At 74.0% G+C, this 22,131-nt stretch carries 19 protein-coding genes; 14 read left to right on the forward strand and 5 right to left on the reverse strand.

The window, feature by feature from the left end:
* Nucleotides 1-91: 91 nt before the first annotated feature.
* From KLI87_RS10815 to KLI87_RS10835, 5 genes are all read left to right on the forward strand, one after another.
* On the forward strand, nt 92-688 hold the full coding sequence (locus KLI87_RS10815; protein WP_156218976.1) for a hypothetical protein: 597 nt from the start codon (nt 92-94) through the stop codon (nt 686-688).
* Between the two features lie 23 nt (nt 689-711).
* Complete coding sequence (locus KLI87_RS10820; RefSeq protein ID WP_214616849.1) at nt 712-1,467, forward strand: hypothetical protein; 756 nt, start codon at nt 712-714, stop codon at nt 1,465-1,467.
* Complete coding sequence (locus KLI87_RS10825) at nt 1,468-3,165, forward strand: serine/threonine-protein kinase (RefSeq protein ID WP_214616850.1); 1,698 nt, start codon at nt 1,468-1,470, stop codon at nt 3,163-3,165.
* A 245-nt stretch (nt 3,166-3,410) separates the two neighbouring features.
* Nucleotides 3,411-4,901 carry a hypothetical protein gene (locus tag KLI87_RS10830; protein ID WP_214616851.1) on the forward strand — a complete coding sequence of 497 codons (1,491 nt, stop codon included), beginning with the start codon at nt 3,411-3,413 and terminating at the stop codon, nt 4,899-4,901.
* A gap of 61 nt (nt 4,902-4,962) precedes the next feature.
* Entirely contained in the window at nt 4,963-5,343 is a 381-nt protein-coding gene (locus KLI87_RS10835) for a hypothetical protein (protein ID WP_214616852.1), read from the forward strand.
* Here KLI87_RS10835 and KLI87_RS10840 read toward each other — a convergent pair.
* Nucleotides 5,340-5,684 (reverse strand): MmcQ/YjbR family DNA-binding protein, encoded by a 345-nt coding sequence (locus KLI87_RS10840; protein WP_214616853.1) that lies wholly within the window; start codon nt 5,682-5,684, stop codon nt 5,340-5,342. The two genes, KLI87_RS10835 and KLI87_RS10840, sit on opposite strands and share 4 nt — an antisense overlap.
* A gap of 88 nt (nt 5,685-5,772) precedes the next feature.
* Here KLI87_RS10840 and KLI87_RS10845 point away from each other — a divergent pair, with 88 nt between their 5' ends.
* The 6 genes from KLI87_RS10845 to KLI87_RS10870 all read left to right on the forward strand — a co-directional run bounded on the left by KLI87_RS10845 (nt 5,773) and on the right by KLI87_RS10870 (nt 13,961).
* On the forward strand, nt 5,773-6,120 hold the full coding sequence (locus KLI87_RS10845; protein WP_308165955.1) for a CU044_2847 family protein: 348 nt from the start codon (nt 5,773-5,775) through the stop codon (nt 6,118-6,120).
* Between the two features lie 7 nt (nt 6,121-6,127).
* Nucleotides 6,128-7,789: a trypsin-like peptidase domain-containing protein gene (locus KLI87_RS10850; RefSeq protein ID WP_214616854.1), complete on the forward strand. Its 1,662-nt coding sequence runs from the start codon at nt 6,128-6,130 to the stop codon at nt 7,787-7,789.
* The gene (locus KLI87_RS10855; RefSeq protein ID WP_214616855.1) at nt 7,790-8,755 is read left to right on the forward strand and encodes a MoxR family ATPase; all 966 of its coding nucleotides are present in this window, start codon (nt 7,790-7,792) and stop codon (nt 8,753-8,755) included.
* Nucleotides 8,745-12,071, forward strand: a complete 3,327-nt coding sequence (locus tag KLI87_RS10860) for an SAV_2336 N-terminal domain-related protein (RefSeq protein ID WP_214616856.1) — start codon at nt 8,745-8,747, stop codon at nt 12,069-12,071. Before KLI87_RS10855 ends, KLI87_RS10860 begins: the two co-directional genes overlap by 11 nt.
* A 43-nt stretch (nt 12,072-12,114) precedes the next feature.
* Nucleotides 12,115-12,687 carry a TetR/AcrR family transcriptional regulator gene (locus KLI87_RS10865; protein ID WP_214616857.1) on the forward strand — a complete coding sequence of 191 codons (573 nt, stop codon included), beginning with the start codon at nt 12,115-12,117 and terminating at the stop codon, nt 12,685-12,687.
* Nucleotides 12,688-12,767: 80 nt separating this feature from the next.
* Entirely contained in the window at nt 12,768-13,961 is a 1,194-nt protein-coding gene (locus tag KLI87_RS10870) for a Cmx/CmrA family chloramphenicol efflux MFS transporter (protein ID WP_214616858.1), read from the forward strand.
* A 70-nt stretch (nt 13,962-14,031) separates the two neighbouring features.
* Here KLI87_RS10870 and KLI87_RS10875 read toward each other — a convergent pair whose 3' ends face one another.
* The 3 genes from KLI87_RS10875 to rraA all read right to left on the reverse strand — a co-directional run bounded on the left by KLI87_RS10875 (nt 14,032) and on the right by rraA (nt 18,150).
* The gene (locus KLI87_RS10875) at nt 14,032-15,270 is read right to left on the reverse strand and encodes a hypothetical protein (RefSeq protein WP_214616859.1); all 1,239 of its coding nucleotides are present in this window, start codon (nt 15,268-15,270) and stop codon (nt 14,032-14,034) included.
* Nucleotides 15,271-15,450: 180 nt separating this feature from the next.
* Nucleotides 15,451-17,523: a M6 family metalloprotease domain-containing protein gene (locus tag KLI87_RS10880; protein WP_250903739.1), complete on the reverse strand. Its 2,073-nt coding sequence runs from the start codon at nt 17,521-17,523 to the stop codon at nt 15,451-15,453.
* 147 nt (nt 17,524-17,670) lie between these two features.
* Entirely contained in the window at nt 17,671-18,150 is a 480-nt protein-coding gene (gene rraA / locus KLI87_RS10885; protein ID WP_156218989.1) for a ribonuclease E activity regulator RraA, read from the reverse strand.
* A 116-nt stretch (nt 18,151-18,266) separates the two neighbouring features.
* On the opposite strand from rraA, the gene KLI87_RS10890 reads away from it, so the two are divergent.
* Nucleotides 18,267-19,172: a hypothetical protein gene (locus KLI87_RS10890; RefSeq protein ID WP_214616860.1), complete on the forward strand. Its 906-nt coding sequence runs from the start codon at nt 18,267-18,269 to the stop codon at nt 19,170-19,172.
* Between the two features lie 3 nt (nt 19,173-19,175).
* Here the strand turns inward: KLI87_RS10890 and KLI87_RS10895 are convergent, their stop codons facing one another.
* Nucleotides 19,176-19,631: an Lrp/AsnC family transcriptional regulator gene (locus KLI87_RS10895; protein WP_214616861.1), complete on the reverse strand. Its 456-nt coding sequence runs from the start codon at nt 19,629-19,631 to the stop codon at nt 19,176-19,178.
* Between the two features lie 210 nt (nt 19,632-19,841).
* Between KLI87_RS10895 and rocD the strand changes: the two genes are divergently transcribed.
* A complete protein-coding gene (gene rocD / locus KLI87_RS10900) occupies nt 19,842-21,008 on the forward strand; it encodes an ornithine--oxo-acid transaminase (protein WP_214617411.1) in 1,167 nt (388 codons plus the stop codon).
* Nucleotides 21,009-21,151: 143 nt separating this feature from the next.
* Nucleotides 21,152-22,117, forward strand: a complete 966-nt coding sequence (locus tag KLI87_RS10905; protein ID WP_214616862.1) for an LCP family protein — start codon at nt 21,152-21,154, stop codon at nt 22,115-22,117.
* The last annotated feature ends 14 nt before the right edge of the window (nt 22,118-22,131 follow it).

Consider the following 22,131-nt stretch of genomic DNA (forward strand, 5'->3'; position numbering starts at 1 on the left):
CCGGGCGCAACGAATCCCTTTTCCCGCCCGACCTGTCTCTGTAAGCTACGCGCGTACTCGACCCGCTGTCGGCCGACGCCCAGGGAAGACGATGCGCGCCCGGACGGTACGTCCCTCCCCACGGAGGCTCCGCCGCGCCGCCCCGCTGCTGGCGACGCTGCTGCCGGTCACGCTGCCCCTCGCCGGCTGCGGCACGTCCCATCCCTCGTCCGGCGCCCTGCGCCCCGAGGGCTCGGTCAGCACCGGCGCCGACTCCGCCGGGCCCGGCGCCGCCGCGCCGTCCGCGCAGCCGACCGGCCGGCTCTACAAGCAGGTACTGAAGCGCTACCGCGACTACCAGGCCGTCTACAAGCGCGTCTACGAGCGGAACGACGCCGCCGAACTCGCCACCGTCGCCGTGGACCCGCTCCTCGCCCAGGTCACCGCCGACGTCGAGAAGACCAAGGCCAAGGGCGAGATCTGGCGCTTCGCCAACACCCACAACCCGCGCGTGTACGCCCGCTCCACCGACGGCACCAAGGTCTACGTCATCGACTGCGTGCACACCCTCAGCGGCTACCGCTTCTCCGCCAGAACGGGCGAACGCCTGAGCGGCGGGCCCGGCGGATCCCGCCTCTACCGGTCCACCGTCCAGTACGACTCCGGCACCTGGAAGGTCGCCGACATCGTCCAGGACCGCCCATGCTGACGGCCCTCAGCAAAGGACACAGGATGTCTCCCCACTCCCCCGCACGCCGCCGTGCCCTCACCACGGCCCTCACCACGGCGGCCGTGACCGTCCCCCTCCTCACCACCCTCCCCGCCGACGCGGCCCCCTGCTCTGTGGGCAGGGACGGCAAAGTGCACTGCAACGCCGACAGCCACCAGAGCGGCGGCACGTCCGGTGGTGGCGCGGGCGGGGGTTCAGGCGGGGGCGGCGGCCCCGTGGCCCCGCCCGACCCCGACGGCCTCACCCCCGACCAGGGCGTCGGATACGTCCCCGTGGACGGCGGCGGCGCCGCACCTCCGGCCGCCGCGCCGCCCACCACCTGGGAGCTTGTGGAGTCGGCCATGGCCTCGGCCAACCTGACCATCCCCAAGGTGCATATCGCGCCGGCCGGCAAGACCTACGTCCGCCTCCGGACCGCGCTGTGGATCGACGGCGTGCAGGATGTGAAGACCGAGCCGATCGGGGCGCCCCGGCTCCAGGCGACCGCGACCGCCGACCGCGTCGAGTGGAACGTGGGCGAGAAGACGTTCGAGTGCGACGGGACGAAGGGCCAGCGGTGCCACTACACCTACCGGCGGTCCTCGACCGGGCAGCCGGGCGGCTCCTACCAGATCACGGCGACGATCAAGTGGCACGTCACCTGGCGGTGCGAGCTGGCCGGATGCACGCCCCCGAGCGGCGACCTGGGCGAGCGGACGACGACGTCGCTGCCCGTCCCGCTGACCGTGAGCGAGATCCAGACCAACACGGGCCAGTAGATGCCGCGTAGCTGGAGCGTTCCCGGGTTCGTCGAACTCGGGGAGCTGGGGGCGGGGGCGCAGGGCGAGGTCGTGCTGGCGCGCCACCAGTCCGGCGGCTTACCCGTCGCGATCAAGTATCTGGCCCCCGGTCTGCTGACCGACGCCGCCGCCCGCGCCACCTTTCGCGGCGAGGCCGAGTTGCTGAAGCGGGTGGTCGACCCGCATGTCGCCCGTCTCCTGCACTACCAGGAGTCGCCGTGGGGCGCGGCGATCGTCCTGGAGGCCGTACGCGGCCGCTCGCTGCGCCGCGTCCTCGACACCCGTGCGGAGCCGCTCACGCCCGAGGCGGCGCTGACGACGCTCAAAGGGTCGCTGCTCGGCCTGGCCGCCGCGCACGCGGCCGGGGTCGTGCACCGGGACTACAAGCCCGCGAACGTCCTCGTCCAGGACGACGGGCTGAGCAAGCTCATCGACTTCGGCGTCGCGGTGCTCGCCGGACAGGGCGGCGTGGGCGGCACGCCCACGTACATGGCGCCCGAGCAGTGGGCGGGCGCCGCCGCGTCCCCCGCCACCGACCTCTACGCCGCCACCTGCGTGTTCGTGGAGTGCGTCAGCGGCGCCCGGCCGTTTGAGGCCCCGACCCTGGAGGGGCTGCGGGCGGCGCACTCCGGGGCCCCGATCCCGCTGGAGCGGGTGCCCGAGCCGCTGCGTCCGCTCGTCCGGCGCGGCATGGCCAAGAACCCGGCGGACCGGTTCTGGAACGCGCACGCGTTCCTCGGCGAACTGGAGACCGCCGCCATCGGCGCCTACGGGCCCGACTGGGAGCGGCGCGGCGCCCTCGCCCTCGCCGCTCTGGCCGCGGCGGTCGCGACGGCCGCGCCGCTGGCGATGCTCGGCGGCGCGCTCGTCGGCCCCGGCTCTGCGGTCACCGACCTCGCCGCCAAGGCGGGCGGATCTGTCGGGAAAGGCGTCCTCGGCAAGCTCGGCGGCACCAAGGGCGTCACCGCCGCGAGCATCGGCGGCGTGGGCGCGGCCGTGGTCGTCGGCTGGCTGCTCTGGCCCACGGGCCCGCAGGTCGGTGGGCAGAGCCAGGGTGAGATCCACGCGTCCTTCACCCGCCCCGGAGTCCTGCTCAGGCAGCCGAACATGCCGGCTTCGGAGACCCCCTCGATGGATCTGAAGCTGTCGGTGGCCCCGGCCCGCGTCAAACCTGGGACGGACGTGCGCCTCGTCATCGAGTTCAGGGCGCGCACCCTGGGCTCCGTGGAGTACGGCCCCGGAGGACGGCGCCGCTGCCTCGGCGAGGAGGGGCCTCGGACGGGCCCCTCCAGGAGCTACAGTTTCGGCCTCGGTGCCGACGCGCGGGATCTGGGAATCAAGGACGAGGGCATCCTCGCGTTCTATCCCACTCCCCCGGCGGCCTCGAGGGAGCTCCCGAACGGCAGGAAGGCCGTGATGCTTCCCGCGACGTCCACGACCACGGGGGTGACGGAGCCCTGGATCCAGGCGGAGTGCGCCTACCGGAGCCGGTGGACCGAGACGCGTACGCTCGTCCTGCCGGGGGCAGAGCTTCTGGAGCCGGGAAAGTATCTTGTCAGCCCGTCGGTCCCGCCGCGGTTCTGGAGGACGACGCGGAACGGCGTCGAGTTCCCGCCAGAAGAAGCGGGGGCGGTGGCGCGGGGGGCGTTGCCGGTGATCGAGGTTCTGCGGGGTTGAGGGGTGGGGGTGAGCGAGGCCGGGGCACGGGGGGCGCTGCTATGATCGCCGCCATCGCGTGGGCGGACGCGGTGACAACCCTTTGACGCGAACCGGGCGGACGGGCGGCCCGCGCCTCCCCGGTTCACCGCGCCGTCGCCGCAGCCGACGACCGCCGAGGTAGCCGACAACCGCATAGGAGGCCGACCGCCCGCGGTGGCTTCCGGTTCAGCATCCGTCAGCCGCACGTCCACAGTTAGGGTCCCGTGTCGCCAACCCCTCCGAAGGCCAGGTGGCCGAAGGTCGCGCCCGTCCGGGCGGCCGTCGGGGGCAACCGGCTGTTCTCGGGGCTGCTCCTCGCGGGCGTGCTGCTCCGGGTGGTCGCGATGCTCGGGTATCCGCCGACGCTGTGGTTCAACGACAGCTACGACTACGTGCGTATCGCGAACGCGCCGTTCCCGCACCCGCTGCGGTCGGAGGGGTACGGGCTCGCGCTGTGGCTGCTGCGGCCCTTCCACAGCCTGTACCTGGTGACGGGGTTGCAGCACGCGGCGGTCGTGGTGATGGCGGTGTTCGGGTACCGGGCGCTCGTCCGCGACTTCCGGTTGCGGCGGCATTGGGCGGCGCTGGCGCTCGCGCCGGTGCTGCTGGACGGCTACCAGATCGAGCTTGAGCACCTGCTGCTGTCGGACACGCTGTTCACCGTGCTGGTGTTCGGGGCGGTGCTGCTGCTGGCGCGGCCGGGCACGACCGGGTGGCGGCGGGCGGCGCTCGCGGGGACGCTGCTCGGGGCGGCGGCGGTCACCCGGACGGTCGGGCTGCCGCTGATCGCGATCGCGCTGCTGTACCTGCTCGTCCGGCGGACGCGGTGGCCGGTGCACGCGGCGCTCGCGGTGACGTTCGCGCTGCCGCTCTGCGGATACGCGGCCTGGTTCCACCACGACCACGGACGGTTCGCGCTGACCGGCACGGACGGCGTCTTCCTCTGGGGCCGGACCTCCGCGTTCGCCGACTGCGACACGTTCCGGCCGCCGCCCGACCTGGCCTCGCTGTGCCCCTACGGGGCGCCGGGCGACCGGCCCGCCTCGTCCCACCAGGTGTGGGAGGCGAACTCGCCGACGGGCTGGCGGGACGGCCATCCGTTCGAACCGGAGGTCAACGCGCGGGCCCAGCGGTTCGCGGTGTGGGCGATCAGGAACCAGCCGCTGGACTACGCGCGGGTCGTGACCTACGACTTCTTCGGCCGGACGTTCACCTGGCACCGCAGCCCGTATCCGCAGCCGGGCACCGAGAACAAGTACCGCTTCCCCGTCCGGCCCGACCGGATGCGCCCGCTGCCGGTGATCGGCGGCGGGGACCGGCTGTCGGTGGTGGCGGACTACGAGCACGGGTCCGGGCGGACGCGGGTCGTGAGCCCGTTCGCCGACATCATCCGGGGTTACCAGTCGGTGGTGCACGTGCGCGGCCTGATGCTCGGCGTGATGCTGCTGGCGGGCCTCGCCGGGATGGCGCTGCGGCGGGCGCGGCGCGGCGCCGGGCTGCTGTGGCTGACGGGGACGGCGCTGCTCGCCGTCCCGCCGCTCACCGCCGACTTCGACTACCGGTACCTGATGCCCGCGCTGCCGTTCGTGTGCCTCGCCGCCGCGACCGCGTGGGCGCGGCCGCGGCCGGACGCGCCGCCCGCCCCGGAGCCGGACGGGTCGGCGGGGACGGCGCCCGCCGAGCGGGAGGCCGAGGTCCAGCCCGCCGGGGCCTAGCCGAGGATCCGGGTACCGGTGCGGATGTCCGCGTGGGCGGGGCCGCTGTCATGATGAACGTGTGCGCCGACGTATGGGCATCGCGGTCGTCCTGCTCCTCATCGCGGGATGCGGCCTCATGCCGTCCCCCGAACGGCAGGCGACCGACCAGGCGCGTGAGAACGCGCGCGCCGCGGCCGCGCGGGTGGCGGGCCGCCCCCCGGCGGACGCGGGGCGCCTCGCGGCGGAGGTCCGGGGCGTCCAGGTGCTGCGGGAGACGCCCGTCGCGGGCGGGACGCGGCTGGTCATCCGGACGTCCGGCCGGGCCCACGAGGACGCCTGGAGCACCGAGCACATCACGATGCGGCGCTGCTACGCGCTGACGGTCGCCCCGTCGGCCGGTCCGCCGAGGCCGCACCGCGTGGACTGCCCGCGCGGGGCGCCGCTGACGTTCAGGCCCTAGGGGGGGCCGAGGCGCGCGGCGGCGACCTTCTTCGGGACGACCATGCGCCACGCCTCGGTGACGAGCTCGTACATCTCCTCCTCGTCGAGCGCGGACGTCCACGCGTGCACCCAGTTGAAGCGCAGCGACGACTCCTCGGGCAGGTGGAACCTGTCAGGCTCGGAGGCGATGAGCGCGTCGCGCTCCTCCTTCGGGAACGCGAAGCCCATCACGGTCTCGTCCCGGGAGAAGGCCACGTAGACGATGGAGCCGACGCGGAACTTCACCCGGTCCCGGATCAGGTGCTCCGACGTGCGGGGCAGCGTCAGCGCGAGCCGCCGGACATCGTCGACCGTGATCATCGTGACCTCCTGTGGCCGTGGTTCACCGACGCACCGTATCCGCTGCGGCTGATCTTGTTACATTGGCCACCGGACGGAGAGGGTGGGCGTGAGCGAACTGGTGCGCTGGCGGACCGAGCACGGCGTCGTCGTCGTCGAGAGCGACCCGGACGAGCCCGGGTTCGATCCGGTGTCGGTGGGCGCCGGGGTGATCCATGACGCCAGGGAGCGGTTCGAGGACGCGCTGCGGAGCGTCCGGGACGCGGCGGAGTCGGCGCTCGCGACCCTGCGCGGCGGCGACCTGCGGCCGGACGCCCTGGAGCTGGAGTTCGGCGTGAAGCTCAACGCCGCGGCCGGGGCCGTCATCGCCAAGACCTCGGTCGAGGGGCAGCTCAAGGTCAAGATGACCTGGGGCGATCCGGCGGCGCCGGGGGCCGGGGCCGCGGAGGAGGGCTAGCCCCGTCGTGGACGGCTTGGAGTGGCGCGGGTGGGTCGGCCGGCCGGAGGGCGGCAGGCTCGGCGCCGCGTTCCTGATCTCCCCGACCCGGCTGCTGACCTGCGCGCACAGCGTCCGGGGCCTGGCGGAGGCGCGGGTCGGGTTCTCCGGGGCGGCGGGCGCGGGCGAACGCGCCAAGGTGATCGCGTGCGGGGACTGGAACGCGCCCGGCGACCTCGGCGACGTCGCGGTGCTCGAACTGGAGGCGCCCGTCCAGCGCCGTCCCGCGCGGCTGGCCGCGCCGGACGACCTGCGCGGAGCGTCCAGGCGGGAGTTCGGCGTCTGGGGGTTCCCGGCGCGGCCCGACGGCGGCGAGCGGCACGCGACCGTGACGACCCGCGCGCAGCGCAGCATGCGGGACGAGTGGTGGGAGCTGAAGCCCGGCCCCGGCGACTGGCTGGAGCGCGGATACAGCGGGTCGGCGGTCTACGACCTCGACACCCACGAGGTCATAGGGATGGTGACCAACGCCGAGATCCGCGACGGCCGCGCCGCGCTCGGCTGGATGCTGCCGGTCACCCGGATCCGGCACTACTTCGAGGAGCTGGACGACCTCCTGCCGCTGACCTGGCTCACCCCCGAGGCGCGCCGCGACCTGCGCGGGCTGCTGGAGGGCGTCCGCTTCACCGACCCGCTCGCCGCCGACCTCGCGCGGGTCGTGGGCCGTCCGCCGCTGGAGGGGTTCCGGTCGGCGTGGGGCGCGGTGCGGCACGTCGCCGAGGGCTGGTCGGCCGAGCACCTCGCCCGCTACCTGGCGGCGCTCGGCCCGCGCCTGCCCGAGGACCGCGCGCGGCGGCTGGCGTCCTGGTCGGGGCGGCACCTGGGCGCCGCGCCGCCGCGGCCGGGCGACGAGCCGGCGTCGGTGATCGTCCGGCTGGAGCGGCTGACGCACGGCGACGCGTTCGACCTCACCCTGCACACCTGGGCGGACGGACGGGAGGGCCCGTCCCTCTCGACCGAGCGGGTCACGAAGGACCGGGTGCGCGGCGCCGTCGAGAAGGGCGTCGCCGACCTCGCGCCCACCCTGTTCGGACGCGACTGGATGATCGAGTTCGCCGTCCCCGAGACCTGGCTCGGCCGGCCGTTCGAGGAGTGGTACGTCGACCGCGACCACGGCATCCAGATGCGCAAGTACCCGGTCGTCGTCCGGGACGTGGAGCGCCTGCGCCCCCGCTCGTTCCGGCTCGACCAGGCCCACCGGCGCTGGCGGCTGCTCACCGAGCGGGGCCGCAGCGAGCCCCGTCCGATCCACTGCGACGCGCCGCGCAAGGGCAGGGCCTTCCAGGACCTGCTGGAGGCCAACACCGACTACTGCGTGCTCGTCTACGGGTCGCGGCCGGTCAAGTCGTGGCTGACCGCCGCGCTCAACAACGGCGTCCCCGTCATGCTGTGGACGCGGACGCCCTGCGACGCCGCCACGCACGAGGACTGCCGGGGCCACCGCGTCCTGGACGAGCTGACCGCCGCGGTCGAGCACGCGCACCCCGGCGACCTGCCGCGCCTCGCGCTGACGCTCCGCAAGAAGGCGCTCACCGCGCCCCGGGACAGCCCGCACTGCGGCCGCGACCTCACCCTGCTGTGGGACGACCCGTCCCGCTTCCCCGACCCCCCGCTCGCGATGGAGGACTAGGTGCCCGACTGGCTGCTCTACACCGGGAGCCGTCACCCCCACGACGCCGTCGAGCGGCTGCCGCCGCCCCCGCCGTGGCGGGCGTTCGACGGCGGGCCCGTGCTGCCGCCGCCGTCCGGGCCGTCGGGGAACGCGCACCAGGCGCGGACGTACCGGCCGTCCGACGACGCCGTCCAGCAGGTCAACGCCGCGCTGTACCTGCGCCGCCCGCTGCTGGTGACCGGCCCGCCCGGCACCGGCAAGTCGACCCTCGCCTACGCGGTCGCCCACGAGCTGGGGCTCGGGCCCGTCCTGCACTGGCCCATCACCAGCCGGACGACCCTCCGCGACGGCCTCTACCAGTACGACCCGCTGACCCGGCTGTACGCGGCGGGCCGCGACGACGCACCCGCGGACGAGGACATCGGCCGCTACATCCGGCTGGGCCCCCTCGGCACCGCCCTGCTCCCCTACGCGCGGCCCCGCGTCCTGCTCGTCGACGAGATCGACAAGAGCGACATCGACCTGCCCAACGACCTGCTGACGATCTTCGAGAAGGGCGAGTACGAGATCCCGGAGCTGACGCGCCGCGCCGACCCGTCCGCCGAGGTGATGACGGCCGACGGGCCGCGCGTCGCGGTCACCGGCGGGGCGGTCCGCTGCCGCGCGTTCCCGCTGGTCGTGCTGACCAGCAACGGCGAGCGCGAGTTCCCCCCGGCGTTCCTGCGCCGCTGCGTCAGCGTGGAGCTGCGGCAGCCGTCGGGGGAGGCGGAGCTGGCGGCGATCGTCCGCGAGCACCTCGGCGCGCTCGCCGACGACAGCGACGACCTCGTCCGCCGGTTCTTCGAGCGCTCCTCGGCGGGGACGCTCGCCACCGACCAGCTCCTCAACGCCGTCTACCTGTGCCGCCACGCCGGCGCCGCCGACCGCCGCGCCCTCGCCGACCGCGTCATGCCCTACCTGACGGGCCCGGCGGATGACGAGTGACCTCGACCGGTTCCGGGACGTGCTGGCGGCGGTGGGTCCGGCGCCGGACGCGCGGGAGCTGAGCGAGATCCTGTGGCTCGCCTGCCACGTCCCGGTACCGGACGAGACACCGAAGCCCGCGTCGCCGGTGCCGTCCGAGCCTCCCGCCGAACCCGTCGAGGACCGGCCCGCGTCCCCGCCGCCCGTGCCGGACGTCCCGTCGCCGCTCACCGCGCTGCATCCGCGTCCGGTCGCCGGGACCGGGCCCGGGGGCACGGCGGCCGCGGAGGTCCTCGTCCCGACGGCGCCGATGCTCGCGGACCCTCGGGGTGTGCAGCGCGCGCTGCGGCCGCTGAAGCGGCGCGTCCCGTCCCGGCACCGGCTCGAACTGGACGAGGAGGCGACCGCCGCCCGCGTCGCCGACACCGGCCGCTGGACGCCCGTCCTCGTGCCCGCGCCCGAACGCTGGCTGACGCTGGGCCTCGTCGTGGACGGCGGCCCCTCGATGCGGCTCTGGCGCCCCCTCGCCCGCGAACTCACCGAGGTCCTCGTCCGCCAGGGCTCCTTCCAGGACGTGCACGTCAGCCACCTCGACACCACTGGCCGCGTCTCCTCGGCCCCCGGCGCCCCCCGCCGCGATCCCGGCACGCTCGTGGACCCGTCGGGCCGCCGCGCCGTCCTCGTCCTCAGCGACTGCTCGGGCCCGCACTGGTGGGACGGACGGGCCGCGCGCGCCGTCCGCCGCTGGGCCCAGGCCGGGCCGACCGCGGTCCTCCAGCCGCTGCCCGAGCGCCTGTGGCGGCGCACCGCCGCGCCCGTGACGCCGGGCCTCGCCGTCCTGCCGCGGCCCGGCGCGCCCAACACCGACCTGCTGTTCACCCCCTACGACGGCGCCACGGCTCCGGGCGTCCCTGTCCCGGTGCTGGAGATCGCGCCGCACTGGTTCGCCGCCTGGGCCCGCCTGGTCTCCGGCGCGGGCCCGCAGCCCGCCGCCGTCGCGACGCTGCCGGCCCGGCCGCCCGGCGGCGCGCCGGTCCGGCGCGAGCGCGACCTGCCGGTGGAGGAACGCGTCCGGCGCTTCCTGGCCGCCGCGTCCCCGGCGGCCGCCGAACTCGCCGCGCACGTCGCCGTGTCCGTCCCGTCCCTGCCGGTGATGCGGCTGATCCAGCACCGCGTCCTCGGCGGCCCGGGCCCCGGGCAACTGGCGGAGGTCCTGCTCAGCGGACTGCTGCGGCCGGTGGGAGGCGTCCACTACGAGTTCGTCCCCGGCGCGCGCGAGGCGCTGCTCGACACGCTGCCGCGCCCCGAGGCGCTGCACACCCGCGACGTCCTCGAAGCGGTCTCGGCCGAGATCGAGCGCCTGGCCGGCACGTCCGCCGAGACGTTCCGCGCCCTTCTCCCCCGCGACGGCGGCCCGGTCGTGCTCACCGCCGGCACCGACCACTTCGCCCTGGTCACCCCGCGGACCCGCGCCGTCCTGACCCAGGACGAGCCGGCCCCCCGGAGCCCCGCGCTCTTCGGCCACGACTTCGACCCGCTCGCCGCGTCCGCGCGGATGCCCCACGGCCTCGTCGTCGGCGAGACCGGGGCGCGGCAGCGGGTGGTGCGCGAGATCGTCACCGAGCTCGCGGCCCACCACTCCCCCGCCGGCCTCGACATGATCTTCGCGGGGTTCGGCGAACATCCCCTCGGCGGGGCCATCGGCCTCCCGCACCACACGCACGACTACGAGGAACTCCTCGGCCGTCCCGCCCTGCTCGACGAGTTCCTCGACTTCCTTGCGGAGGAGATGAGGGAGCGCGACCTCGGCCGCCCGTCCGGGCGCCTCCTGGTGGTCGCCGACATCTCGCTGACCTTCCCCTCCAGCAGGCGGGACGCGGCCGAGGCGCTCCTCTCCCTCGCCCAGCGGGGCGAGCCGCTCGGCGTCCACCTGCTGCTGTCGTCCACGACGGTCGAGCGGACCACGATCTGGCGCCGCTTCCTCCCCCTCCTGAAATGGCGCGTCGCGGCCACCCGCCTCCCACCGGCGGAACTCCAACAGGTCATGGGCCGCGCCACCCTCCCCTTCCCGACCGAGCACACCGCCTACCTCCTCACCCCCGGCTCCCCTCCACGCCCCTTCGAAGCCCAGGGCATCCCCACCCGGATCCTGCGGCCGCCTCAGTTCGATCAGCCCGCCTACCAGGGCGTACCGCCGCCGTTCAGGTCGGCGCTGAGGTCCATCGAGACGAGGCTCAGAGCGCGCGAGGGCCGGCTGTCGAGCCCGCCGCACGCGATCTTCGAGGGCCCCTTCGCGCCGGACCGCGAGGCGGCGGCGACGGCCTACGGAAGGATGCTCGCCCGCCTCGGCGTGACATCCGCCGACAGGGTGATGCTGACATCGTGGACGGTTCTCAAGGGGTGGCTGAGCGGCGCTCCGGCCACTGCTCCGTCCCGCTGGCCGGGCACGATGCTGATCAGCGACGCGGACCTGATGCCGTCGGCCGCCGACTCCTCCTCCGTCGACGCGCTGGGGGCGCAGATGGACGAGAACGAGGGCCTCGTGGTCGTGCTGTGCGGAGAACGGGGGTTGCTACGGGCGCTGTCGGAGCGCCATCCCCGGTTCACAAGTCGCTTCGCGGGCATCACCGCCGAGAGGACGTTCGCCCTGGCCCCGGGAGCCCCCGCCGATCTCACCGAGGTGCCGCAGGTCAGCGGGCGGCGCCTGCCGCTCGGAATCGAGCACGGAGACGCGGACGAGCCGGTGGTGCTCGACCTGGACGTCCACCCGCATCTGCTGGTCACCGGGCCGCCCGGCACCGGCGCGGCGGACGTGATGCGGCTGGTTCTCGGTGAGCTGCTGAAGCGACTCCCGGCGGATGACAAACCGGTGTACTTCATCGACCGGGTGGCCGGTCCGGGCGTTCCCCCCGACGTATCCGAACGGTACCTTCGCTACGCCCGGACCCAGAGCGAGGTGGCCGCGCTACTGGACGAGGTCGGGACAAGGGTGCGCGGCGGCGGCCCGTCGCGCAACGCCGAGACCTATCTGGTGATCGAGGGCCTCTTGGAACGGGGTCACGAAGATCTCACACGTGCCGTCATGCCGCTGCTGGAGAGCAGTCACCAGACGGGCTTCCACCTCGTGATGTCGCATCCGCAGACGGTGCGGGCGGATCCCGGACCGCTGCTGAGCAAGCTCCGCGAACTCGCGGCCCCGGCGGTCATCACCGGACCCTGCACCGGCCCGGAGGCGGAGACCTGGGCGGTCACGCCCCCCTCGGAGCCGCTGCCCCGGGGGTGGGTGGTGGTGGCGCGGCCGGGCGACCGGCCCAAGATCGTCCAGTTGGTGACCTGACGAGTTTTGTACTGATCGGTTTTTTATTGTTACGGTGGGGCGCATGGCCAGGCCGCGGAGGTTCGAGGAGGGGCGGGCCGTCGACGCCGCGATGCGGGCGTTCTGGACGGCCGGGTACGAGGGGACGTCCACGCGCGACCTGTGCGAGGCGACGGGCCTCGGGCGCAGCAGCGTCTACAACACCTTCAGCAGCAAGCACGACCTGTTCGTAAGGGCGCTGGCCCACTACATGGACGAGCGGACGGGCAGGCTCCTCGACCTGCTGGAGGGCGACGGTTCCCCGAAGGAGAAACTGCGGACGCTGCTGCTGCAAACGGCCGACCTTGAGACCGGTGACCCGGTCGGATGCCTGGTCGTGAACACGATGGTGGAGATGGTGCAGCGCGATCCGGAGATCGCCGCGATGGTCGAGCGGGACCAGCGGCGCCGGGTGGAGGCGCTGCGGGCGGCGATCGAGGCCGGGATGCGGGCCGGGGAGATCGACGCGGCCCGGGACCCGGCGGCGCTCACGCACTACATCGTCGCGATCGTCAGCGGAATGCGGGTCGCCGCCAGCGGCGGCGCGGACCACGAGACCCTCGTCTCGATCGCGGAGACCGCGATGACCGCGCTCTGAGGAGAACGAAGGCGGCACCGGCCGCCTTTTTTCACGTCCGAATTTTGAACTGAACGATCTAAAACAGGAGGTGGGACCGGATGCCACGGGCCGTCTACGTGCTGGGGCTCGCGATCTTCGCGCAGGGGACCTCGGAGCTGATGCTCGCGGGGCTGCTGCCGGAGATGGCCGGGGACCTCGGCGTGTCCGTTCCGCGCGCGGGACTGCTGATCTCGGCGTTCGCGCTCGGGATGCTCGCCGGGGCGCCGGTGCTGGCGGTGCTGACGCTGCGCTGGCCGCACCGGCGGTCGCTGCTGGTGTTCCTCGCGCTGTTCGCGGTGAGCCATGTCGCGGGCGCGCTGACGCCCGGGTACTGGGTGCTGTTCGCGACGCGGGTCGCGGGGGCGTTCGTGTACGCGGGGTTCTGGGCGGTCGCCGCGGTGGTGGCGGTCGGGCTGGTGCCGGAGGGCGCACGCGGGAAGGCGATGGGGATCGTCGCGGGCGGGCTCACGCTGGCGACCATCGTCGGGCTTCCGGCGGGGACGGTGATCGGCCAGCACCTCGGCTGGCGCGCGGCGTTCTGGACGGTCGCGGTCATGTCGGCGGCGGCGATGGCGGCGGTCGCCGTGACGGTCCCGGCGGGGCGGCCGGAGGGGCGGGCGCCGCGCCTCCGGGACGAGGTGCGGGCGCTGGCGACGCCGAGGGTGTGGCTCGCGTACGCGACGACGGCGCTGTCCACCGGGGCGCTGCTGGTCACCTTCAGCTATCTCGGCGCGCTGCTGACGCACACGACCGGCCTCGCCGAGCGGTGGGTGCCCGCCGTGCTCGCCGTGTACGGGGTGGGCGCGCTGATCGGCATCACCCTCGGCGGACGGACGGCCGACACCCGCGCCGTCCCGACCCTGTACGTGGGGATCGGCAGCCTCGCCGCCGTGTCCGCCCTGCTCGCGCTGACGATGGGGTCGCCGGTGCCGGTGATCGGGCTGGTGTTCCTGCTGGGCGCGTTCGGGTTCGCGACGAACCCGACGCTGAACACGCGGGTGTTCACGCTGGCCGCCGGCGCCCCGACGCTCGCGGCGGCGGTGAACGTGTCGTCGTTCAACATCGGCATCACCGCGGGGCCCTGGCTCGGCGGCCTGGCCCTGGACGCGGGCGCCGGGTACGAGGCGACGGCCTGGATCGGCGTCGCCCTCGCCGTCGCCGCGCTCGGCGCGGTCGCCCTGGGGCGGACGCTCGAACGCCGTCCCGCCGGTGAGCGGGAGAAGGGGGCCGAGCTCCCCGCGATGAACGTCTGAGCAAGCGCGGAAGGCCGGTACGCGGAAACCGCGTACCGGCCTTTCCCATGCCGCCTTCTCGCCGAGGCCGTCAGTGGCAGGGCCGCGCCGTCAGGCCCCACAGCGCGCGTCTGCCCGGATGCTCGGCGACCGTCCAGATGCGGTGCTGGCCCCGGTAACAGGTGAGGGCCTCCGGGCCGTGGGAGATGGTGCGGTGCGTCACGCGGCCCCAGCCGGACCCGTCGCGGCGCGTGCTGAGGAGCAGCCCGCGCTGCTCCCCCCGGTTCTGGGTGAACCACCAGTGGCCGTGCGTCCTGAGCGCGCCCTGGATCCGGTCGGCGGGCAGGGTACCGGCCCAGTCGGGGCGGACGCGGTCGCCGTCGCCGGTCAGCCCGCGCAGCGGCCAGGTGACCACCCGGCCCCGCGGGGCGGACGGGCGGCAGTACTCCCCCGCGATCAGCACCGGGCGCGCGGCCGTCCGGTCGAGGGAGAGCCAGGACGTCCGCATCGGGCCCGTGCCCCGGCACCTCGGCCCGGCGCTGCCCCCGGTGTAGCGCCAGCTCCCCACCTGCGCCATGACGTAGCGGAAGCCGTGGCCGTGGTACCTGCCGCCGTGCAGCCCGACCATGTCGTCGTGCTCGGTCGAGCCCGCCGCGCTCCTGGCCAGGTCGAAGATCTGCCTCATGTCGAACACGCGGAGCCCGTGCCGGGTGTCGGCGACGTACAGTTCGTCGCCGTACCAGGCGATGCCGCCGGCGTGGACGTCGATGTCGCGGTAGGTGACGCGGCCGTCCGCCAGGGCGGGCTCCACGAGCAGGACGTGCCGGTAGGTGCGCCGGTCGGGGTTGACGAAGGTGACCCGGGTGCTGCCCTGGTCGTGCCAGGACACCAGCAGCGGCCGGCCGCCGCCGCGCCACCGCTCGCCGCGCACCGCGTCGGAGACGCTCGTGACGCCCTGCGGCACCCACACGCCGGTCGTGGCGTCCTGGTGGTCCCAGCAGTACACGCGGGAGCCGGACGGGACGCCCGCCGCCCCGCCGCAGCCGCTCCCGAGCCTCCGCTGGCCGGAGGAGTTGATCAGCGCGTTCACACTGCTCCGGCGGAGCGCGCCGTCGAGTACGCGCAGCGGGAACCCCAGCCCGGGGCCGCGCCCGAGTTCCATGTCGCTCCGGCGGGGGGCGGCGGCGCCGTCCGCGCGCGCCGGGACCGCGGCGGCGGCGCTCGCGACCAGGGCGGCGAGGGGGACGCCCGCCACGAGGACCACGGCGGCCGGACGCCTGAGCGCCGCGCCACGGCGGCGGCCCACCACTCTACGCTGCATGATCATCACAAGCCGCAACGTATCCCAGATGGGAGCCGGGTGACGGCGGCGACATCACCCGGGGAGTGCAACTTTAGTTTCGCTGACCATTACGTCAGCCGCGCCAACCCGTCCCGTCGCCCGCACGTCCCCGGCATGCCGACGGGGCGGCCCCCGCGATAGGAGGCCGCCCCGTCAGGGATGGAGGGGTCAGGGCAGGCGGCAGGTCCCCGAGTCGGTCTTGGTCGGGTCGCTCTCGGAGGTGCCCGTGAGCGTGATCTTCGCCTTGCGGTCGGCGTTCGGGCCGGGCTTGGCCCAGACCTCGACCGAGGTGGCGCCCTGCGCCGGCGCGCTGGCGAGCGCGTTCGGCAGCCACGTCGTCCAGCCGTTGCCGCTCACGGCGGCCTTGAGCCGGAACACGTCGGAACCGTAGTAGCCGGTTCCGCCCTTGCCCTTGTTGTTGAGCTGCATCGTGCACTTCTCCCAGCCGGAGCCGGCCGGGGTCGAGTCACCGGAGTCGACCTTCACGCCGCGGCGCTGCGAGCCCGCGCCGTCCAGCGAGCGGATCGCGACCGTGTACGACAGGACGCCCTTGTCGTCGCGCTTCAGGTCCAGGACGTAGAAGTGCAGCCGGTTCTCCTGGTCGACGTACTCGTACTGGCTGCCGGAGTTCGTGCCCGCGTGGTAGAGGGCGTCCGAGAGCTGGCGGTAGTCGCCGATCGTCATCTTCTGGGGCGTGCCGTCCGGGCGGACGAAGTCGACCTTGTCGATGTCCTGCGGGTTGGCGTCCTTGACCCAGATGAACGGGGCGTCGTCGCGGTTCTTGGTCTTGGACAGCAGCACGCCGGAGTCCGGGGTGAAGGAGTCGAAGCCCATCCGGTCGACGACCTCGACCGTGTAGTTGTCGTACTTGTGCTTGGCGTCGCCGTCGCACAGCGGGTCGGTCGAGGGGTTGCAGCCGGGGCTCTTGTCGCCGCCGGTGCCGAACTTCAGGTTGATGCCGGCCAGCCCGCCCTTGCCCGGCTCGACGGCGCGCGCCGTGACCTTCGCGACGACCGTCCCGTCCTGGGCGAGCGTGTCGCGGTTGAGCTGGAGCACCTTCTCCGGGTCGACGATGCCGAGCTTCAGCTTGTTGCGGAGCGTGTGCTGCGCGCCCATCGACCCGCCGCTCGTGGCCGGGATCGTCCAGCGGCTGTGCGGGCCGCCCGGGCCGTTGAAGCTGCCGCGGCTCAGCATCTCCCACGGGCCGGTGTAGGCGCGCCGCGGCGGCACGCCGTACGGGTTGTTGTAGTTGTCGCCGATGCCGAGGATGTGGCTGAACTCGTGGGCGAACACGCCCATGCCGGAGCTCTCCGCCTGCGTGGAGCTGCCGGTGACGGCGTTCGGCCAGATCGTGGAGCCCGCCTGCCAGGACGTCCACGGGACGTACCGGGTCTGCACCCAGTTCGGCAGCGCCGGGTCGCCCGAGCCCCACTCCGGCGGCACGTCCTCCTTGGTGTTGAACTTCATCTGGCCGAACTCCTGCCAGGTGGACGACTCGTCCTGCCCGGCGCTGAGGAAGAAGACGAAGTCGAACTTCTTGGCCTCCTCCTCGCCGACGTCGGCGATCCACGCGGCGCGCGCGTCCTTGCGGATGTCGCGGCGGCAGGTGTCACCGGCCGGGCAGCCCGTGCCGCCCTGCATGTCGTCCACGCCGTACTCGTGGTCCTTGGCCGGCATCTTGTAGGCGCCGAAACCGGTGAGGTCGACCCCGTACCGACCGCCGGAGTCCTCCATCCAGTACTCGTGGAGGGTGTGGCCGTTGTTCAGCTTCTGCGGCTTGTTGAGGAACTCCTCGTAGAACTTCGCGACCTTGGCGCGCGGCACGTCGCCGACGACGGTCGGGTTGCCGAAGATGGTGGAGTTCTTCGGCTGCGTCACCACGAACGGCTGGTTGGCGTAGTCGACCAGCACGACCGCGCCCTTGAAGTTCTTGATCGAGCCCTTGCGGGAGGAGTCGGACCACGAGGTGTCCGGGACCGGCTTGTAGTCGTCCCACGTCATCGTGTCCGGCAGTTCGTAGTTCTGCGGGTCGATGGGGCGCGGGTCCCCCTTCTTCGCGAACGCCCGCGTCTCCTGGCCGCGCTGCCACGGCTGCGTCTGCGGCCAGTGCCGCATCTGCCACGGGTTCGCGGTGGGCTCCGGGATCGGAGGTCTCGCCTGCGCGGCGGCCGGTGCGGCCGCGAGTCCCGCCAGCAGCGTCAACGCCGCCGCCGGAACCAACAGAGTCTTCTTGGCGCGCATGTCTCCCCTGTCTCAGTCGTTGCCTGAAGGTAAAGACAGGGCCATCCCCTGTTCAATGGCCGACTTGTACGAGCTTGCGGGGAGAGTACTGGCATGAACCGCCCAGACGGGGAGGCTCCATCCGTTTTCGGGCAGCGGACAGCGACGTCAGCGCAACTGTCGGTTCGCGACGACGACGCCGTCCTCGTCGCTGTAGAGCCAGTCGCCGGGACGGAACTCCACGCCCCCGAAGGACACCGGGACGTCCTCCTCGCCGGCCCCGTCCTTGACGCTCTTGCGCGGGTTCGAGCCGAGCGCCTTCACCCCGAGGTCGAGCGTGCGCAGCTCCGCCACGTCGCGGACGGCGCCGTTGATGAGCACCCCCGCCCAGCCGTGCGCCACGGCCGCCGCCCCGATCATGTCGCCCAGCAGCGCGGCCGCCAGCGAGCCCGCGCCGTCCACGACGAGGACGCCGCCGTTCCCCGGCGTGCTCAGCCGCCGCTTCACCAGCCCGTTGTCGTGGCGGCAGCGGACGGTCGAGACCGGCCCGGCGAAGGCGGGCCGCGCCCCGTACTGCCGGAACTGCGTCTCGCAACTGCGCAGCTCGTCGCCGAAGTCGTCGATGAGGTCGGCGGTTTTGACGTCCATCAGTGCGAGACCTGCCGTTCGGTGATCGGCGGCGGGCGGCCCCCTCCGCGCGTCCCGGAGGTTAACATCGGGCGATCAGGCCGCCGGCACCCGGCCAGTCTCCCAGGAGGGCCCCGATGCAGTCCCCCGCTCCGCCGCCCGCGTGCGAGCCGCTCCGTCCGGGCGATCCCGCGCTGGTCGGCGGCTACCGCGTGCTCGCCAGGCTCCGCGACGGCGCGGGAACGGTCTATCTGGCGACGACGCAGAGCGGGGTGCGGCTGGCGGTCCGGCGCCTCCCGGCGCGGCTCGCCGACGACGCCGGGTTCCGGAGCCGCCTCAAGGCGCGGATCACCACCGTCCAGCGGGCCCGGAGCCCGTATCTGGCCGCCGTGTTCGACGGCCACGCCGACGAGACCGGCGCCTGGGTCGCGACCGAGCACGCGCCCGGACCCTCGCTCGCGTGGGCGGTCGCCGAGGCGGGCGCGCTGCCCGTCACCGCCGTGCGGACGCTGGCGCGTGCCCTCGCGGAGGCGCTCCAGGCCCTCCACGACGCCGGGGCCGCGCACGGCGACCTGACCGCCTCGGCCGTGCGCCTGACCGAGGCCGGGCCGCGCCTGGACGCCTTCGGAGCGCCCGACCCCGCGGGCCCGCCGGCCGACGACGTGCCGCACCTCGGACGCGTCGCGCTCCACGCCGCCACCGGACGCGCCGTCCACGACGACGGGGCGGGCCTCGACGCCTGCCCGGACGAGCTGCGCGGCCCCCTCGCGCGGATCCTCGCCGGCGACCACCCCGAACCGCTCGCCGAACTCGGCGGGGACGCGCCCCGGCCGGGCTGGCTGCCCTCCGGCGTCGCCGCGCTCCTGCCCGCCTACCTCGCCGAGCCGCCGGGACGCGACGACGCCGCCGCGGCCGGTCCGGTCCCGGCGCCGAGATGGGGGCGCTCCACCCGGCCCGTCATGCTGCCCCCGGCCGCGCCGCCCCCGCCCGGGGTGTTCGCCGGGCCGCCCGCCACCCGCCCCGACCTGCGGCGCGGGCGCTGAGCCTCACGCGGACGGCGCGTCGATCGGGCGTCCGATCAGCCGGGACAGCACGATCGCGGTCTTGGTCGCCGTGATGTTGTCCTCCCGGCGCAGCCGCTCCAGCGCCTGCTCCAGGTGCTGGATGTCGCGGGCCCGGACGTGCACGAGCGCGCTCGCGTCGCCGCTGACCGTGTACGCCGCGACGACCTCGGGATGGCCGCGCACGCTGGAGTAGATCTGCTCCGGCGACGTCGCGCCGGTGCAGAAGATCTCGATGAACGCCTCCGTCGTCCAGCCGAGCGCGGCCGGCTCCACGACGGCGGCGAAGCCGTTGATCACGCCGTCGGAGCGGAGCCGGTCCACGCGGCGTTTGACCGCCGGGGCCGACAGCCCCACGGCCGCGCCGATCTGCGCGTAGGAGGCGCGACCGTCCTCCAGGAGCCGCGCAACGATCCGACGGTCCAGGTCGTCAAGACGCAACAAATAACACCCCCGAAGTCGGTTTTCATCATTGGTCGGCGATTGATGCCGAACATACGCTGGGAAGTGGACCGGCGGCCACCCCCTCCCCGCCGGCCACCCCCTTCCAGGCACCGGGCCGCCGCCCGGTGTCCCAGGCATGCCCCCGGCCGGGCCGGCCGGGGCCGAGCGCGAAGGAGCGTCGTGACGACCACCGACGAGCTGCGGGCGATGTCCGAGGAGCACAGCGCGCACAACTACCACCCCCTGCCGATCGTGGTCGCCAGTGCCGACGGGGCGTGGCTGACCGACGTCGAGGGGAACCGCTACCTGGACATGCTGGCCGCCTACTCGGCGGTCAACTTCGGGCACGGCAACCCCCGGCTCACCGAGGCCGCCCGCCGCCAGCTCGACCGGGTCACGCTGGTGAGCCGCGCGTTCGAGCACGACCAGTTCGGCCCGTTCGTGACCGAGCTGGCCGACCTGTGCGGCAAGGACATGGTGCTGCCGATGAACAGCGGCGCCGAGGCCGTCGAGACCGCGCTGAAGACCGCCCGCAAGTGGGGCTACGAGGTGCGGGGCGTCCCCGCCGACCAGGCCAACATCATCACCTTCGAGGGCAACTTCCACGGCCGCACGACCACGATCATCAGCTTCTCCACCGACCCGGACGCCAAGGACTCCTACGGCCCGTACACGCCCGGGTTCCGGACGGTCCCCTACGGCGACGTCGACGCGCTCAAGGCGGCGATGGACGACCTCACCGTCGGTGTGCTGATCGAGCCGATCCAGGGCGAGGCGGGCGTGAACGTCCCGCCGAGCGGGTTCCTGCGCGCGGTGCGGGAGCTGTGCGCGGAGAACGGCGCGCTGATGATCGCCGACGAGATCCAGTCGGGCCTCGGACGCACCGGCACGACGTTCGCGGTCGAGCACGAGGACGTCGTCCCCGACGTCTACATCCTCGGCAAGGCCCTCGGCGGCGGCATCATGCCGGTGTCGGCGGTGGTCGCGGACCGCGACGTCCTCGGGGTGTTCAAGCCGGGCCAGCACGGCTCGACGTTCGGCGGGAACCCGCTCGCCTGCGCGATCGGGCGCGAGGTCATCGCGATGCTGCGGACCGGCGAGTACCAGGAACGCTCCAGGACGCTGGGCGCGCACATGCACGAGCGGCTCGGCGCGCTGCCCGGCGACGTCGTCCGCGAGGTGCGCGGGCGCGGGCTGTGGGCGGGGGTGGAGCTGGCCGGCCCCGCGCGTCCCGTCAGCGAGCGGCTGATGGGGCTCGGCGTGCTGGCCAAGGAGACGCACGAGACCACGATCCGGCTCGCGCCGCCGCTGGTGATCGGCCGCGAGGACCTCGACTGGGCGCTCGACCGGCTGGAGATCGCCCTCAAGGACTGACACCGCCTCACGCGGCGGACCGGCCCGACCAGCGAAAGCCGCGCCCCACAGCGGGCTCAGGGAAGCCCCAGGTTCGTCAAAGTCTTGCCCGCCGCCTGCCCGTCGCACCGCCGGGACGGGCGGGCGCGGGCAGGGTGGGGCGCATGCTGGAGAGCGGGAGAAGGCGCCGGGTCCTGATCGGCTGCGGCGCGCTGGCGGTGGGCGCCCTGCTGCTGCTGGGCGGCGGCGCCTACCTGCTGCAGCGCGCCTACGACGGGCAGGTGCGGCGCATCGCGGGCGCGCTGCCCGAGGGGAAGGGGCGGCCCGCCTCCGGACGCGGCGAGAACTGGCTGCTGATCGGGTCGGACCGGCGCGCCGACCAGCCCTCGATGGGCGCCCGCGCCGACACGATCATGCTCGTCCACCTGGCCGGACGCGGCGACCGGCTGTCGGTGGTCGCGCTCCCCCGGGACGCCTACGCGGCCGTCCCCGTGCACGGCACCACCAAGATCAACGCGGCCTTCGCCTACGGCGGCCCGCCGCTGCTGATCCGCACCGTCGAGCAGCTCACCGGCGTGCGCGTCGACCACTACGCCGCGCTCGACTTCGGCGGCTTCGTGAAGATGACGGACGCGCTCGGCGGCGTGGACGTGAACGTCGCCCAGAAGACCCACGACCCCATGCACGACCGCACCTGGCCCGCCGGGCGCCAGCACCTGAACGGCGTGCAGGCGCTGGACTTCGTCCGGCAGCGCTGGAACCTGCCCGGCGGCGACCTCGACCGGATCAAGCGCCAGCAGGCGTTCCTGCACGCGCTGGCCGACAAGGCGATGGACACCCGCAACCCGATCAGGATCGACCGGTTCGTCCGCGCGACGACCCGGTCGGTGAGCGTGGACGACTCGGTGTCGTCCGGGACGCTGCGCGGCCTCGCCCGGCGGCTGACCCGCATCTCGCTGATGGAGTACCTCACCGCGCCGGTCGCCGGGACGGGCACCCGCGCCGGGCAGAGCGTCGTGCTGCTGGACGACGGGCGGGCTCGGGAGCTGTTCCGCGCCGTCCGGGAGGACCGGATCGGCGACTACGTCACCCGCAACGGCGCGGCGAACGCGGTGGACTCCGTGCGCTGACCTGGCACGACATG

Source organism: Actinomadura sp. NEAU-AAG7, from assembly GCF_018603865.1.
GTDB lineage: Bacteria > Actinomycetota > Actinomycetes > Streptosporangiales > Streptosporangiaceae > Spirillospora > Spirillospora litoris.

What these genes read in the sequence shown, in the direction of transcription:
- rraA (WP_156218989.1), bottom strand. Translation starts at nt 18,150, where the DNA reads ATGGACGTCAAAACCGCCGACCTCATCGACGACTTCGGCGACGAGCTG.
- KLI87_RS10870 (WP_214616858.1), top strand. Translation starts at nt 12,768, where the DNA reads ATGCCACGGGCCGTCTACGTGCTGGGGCTCGCGATCTTCGCGCAGGGG.
- KLI87_RS10860 (WP_214616856.1), top strand. Translation starts at nt 8,745, where the DNA reads ATGACGAGTGACCTCGACCGGTTCCGGGACGTGCTGGCGGCGGTGGGT.
- KLI87_RS10890 (WP_214616860.1), top strand. Translation starts at nt 18,267, where the DNA reads ATGCAGTCCCCCGCTCCGCCGCCCGCGTGCGAGCCGCTCCGTCCGGGC.
- rocD (WP_214617411.1), top strand. Translation starts at nt 19,842, where the DNA reads ATGTCCGAGGAGCACAGCGCGCACAACTACCACCCCCTGCCGATCGTG.
- KLI87_RS10825 (WP_214616850.1), top strand. Translation starts at nt 1,468, where the DNA reads ATGCCGCGTAGCTGGAGCGTTCCCGGGTTCGTCGAACTCGGGGAGCTG.
- KLI87_RS10815 (WP_156218976.1), top strand. Translation starts at nt 92, where the DNA reads ATGCGCGCCCGGACGGTACGTCCCTCCCCACGGAGGCTCCGCCGCGCC.
- KLI87_RS10880 (WP_250903739.1), bottom strand. Translation starts at nt 17,523, where the DNA reads ATGCGCGCCAAGAAGACTCTGTTGGTTCCGGCGGCGGCGTTGACGCTG.
- KLI87_RS10820 (WP_214616849.1), top strand. Translation starts at nt 712, where the DNA reads ATGTCTCCCCACTCCCCCGCACGCCGCCGTGCCCTCACCACGGCCCTC.
- KLI87_RS10840 (WP_214616853.1), bottom strand. Translation starts at nt 5,684, where the DNA reads ATGATCACGGTCGACGATGTCCGGCGGCTCGCGCTGACGCTGCCCCGC.
- KLI87_RS10905 (WP_214616862.1), top strand. Translation starts at nt 21,152, where the DNA reads ATGCTGGAGAGCGGGAGAAGGCGCCGGGTCCTGATCGGCTGCGGCGCG.
- KLI87_RS10865 (WP_214616857.1), top strand. Translation starts at nt 12,115, where the DNA reads ATGGCCAGGCCGCGGAGGTTCGAGGAGGGGCGGGCCGTCGACGCCGCG.